The organism is Escherichia sp. AM3 (assembly GCF_032029835.1).
Taxonomy (GTDB): Bacteria; Pseudomonadota; Gammaproteobacteria; order Enterobacterales; family Enterobacteriaceae; genus Escherichia; species Escherichia coli.
In genome coordinates this window covers 1-1,756 of record NZ_JAVUPQ010000254.1, presented here as the reverse complement: position 1 = coordinate 1,756, position 1,756 = coordinate 1, and the positions used below count along the sequence as shown (strand labels likewise).

General features: G+C 46.3%; 1 protein-coding gene and 1 pseudogene. Both read left to right on the top strand.

The genetic code is table 11. The annotated features are described in order from the left end of the window. The first annotated feature begins 319 nt into the window (after positions 1-319). Positions 320-1,486, top strand: a complete 1,167-nt coding sequence (gene sopA / locus RTW80_RS24745) for a plasmid-partitioning protein SopA (RefSeq protein ID WP_001238646.1) — start codon at positions 320-322, stop codon at positions 1,484-1,486. Next, positions 1,486-1,756 (top strand): annotated as a pseudogene (locus RTW80_RS24740) (plasmid-partitioning protein); the annotation flags it as partial. The gene sopA and the pseudogene RTW80_RS24740, both read left to right, overlap by 1 nt.

Here is a 1,756-nt window from a genome sequence, read left to right as displayed (position 1 = left end):
ACATAAAACACTATCAATAAGTTGGAGTCATTACCGCCTTGACCATCAGATAGTTATTTTGGTGCTAGGGATACTGAGTGTGAACAGTTAGCGCGCGTCCTCGCCAGTTAGCTCGCTACGCTCGGTTACACGACGGCTACGAGTACTAGTGATAATTATTGACTGAGGTATGTGCTCTTCCTGTTTCCTTTTTTGATGTGTTGCTCTCATTTTAAACAACTTTGCGGTTTTTTGACTACTTTGCAATTTTGTTGTTGCTTTGCAATAAAATGCAAGATTAAATGAAAATATGCAAAGCAATGATTAAAGGATGTTCAGAATGAGACTCATGGAAACACTTAACCAGTGCATAAACGCTGGTCATGAAATGACGAAGGCTATCGCCATTGCACAGTTTAATGATGACAGCCCGGAAGCGAGGAAAATCACCCGACGCTGGAGAATAGGTGAAGCAGCGGATTTAGTTGGAGTATCTTCTCAGGCTATCAGGGATGCCGAGAAAGCAGGCCGGCTACCGCACCCGGATATGGAAATACGAGGACGGGTTGAGCAACGTGTTGGTTATACAATTGAACAAATTAATCATATGCGTGACGTGTTTGGTACGAGACTACGACGTGCTGAAGACGTATTTCCGCCGGTGATTGGAGTTGCTGCTCATAAAGGGGGCGTTTACAAAACCTCTGTTTCTGTTCATCTTGCTCAGGATCTGGCTCTGAAGGGATTACGTGTTCTGCTCGTGGAAGGTAACGACCCCCAGGGAACAGCATCGATGTATCACGGCTGGGTGCCAGATCTTCATATTCATGCAGAGGATACTCTCCTTCCCTTCTATCTTGGGGAAAAGGACGATGTCACTTATGCAATAAAGCCTACTTGCTGGCCTGGGCTTGACATTATTCCTTCCTGTTTGGCTCTGCACCGCATTGAAACTGAGCTAATGGGCAAATTTGATGAAGGTAAATTGCCCACCGATCCACACCTGATGCTCCGACTGGCCATTGAAACCGTCGCTCATGACTATGATGTCATTGTCATTGACAGCGCGCCTAACCTAGGTATCGGCACGATTAATGTTGTATGTGCTGCTGATGTGTTGATTGTCCCCACGCCTGCTGAGTTGTTCGACTACACTTCCGCTCTGCAGTTTTTCGATATGCTTCGTGATCTGCTCAAAAACGTAGATCTTAAAGGATTCGAGCCTGATGTACGTATTTTGCTTACCAAATACAGTAATAGTAATGGTTCTCAGTCCCCGTGGATGGAGGAGCAAATTCGGGACGCCTGGGGAAGCATGGTCCTAAAAAATGTTGTGCGTGAAACGGATGAAGTTGGTAAAGGTCAGATCCGGATGAGAACTGTTTTTGAACAGGCTATTGATCAACGCTCTTCAACAGGTGCCTGGAGAAATGCCCTTTCTATTTGGGAACCTGTCTGCAATGAAATTTTCGATCGTTTGATTAAACCACGCTGGGAGATTAGATAATGAAGCGTGCGCCTGTCATTCCAAAACATACGATTAAGACTCAACCGCTTGAAGATACTCCGTCATCGGCACCAGCTGCACCGATGGTGGATTCGTTAATTGCGCGCGTAGGAGCTATGGCTCGTGGCAATGCTATTACTTTGCCTGTATGTGGTAGGGACGTGAAATTTACCCTTGAGGTGCTCCGGGGAGATAGTGTTGAGAAGACCTCTCGGGTATGGTCAGGTAATGAACGTGACCAGGAACTGCTTACCGAAGACGCCCTGGATG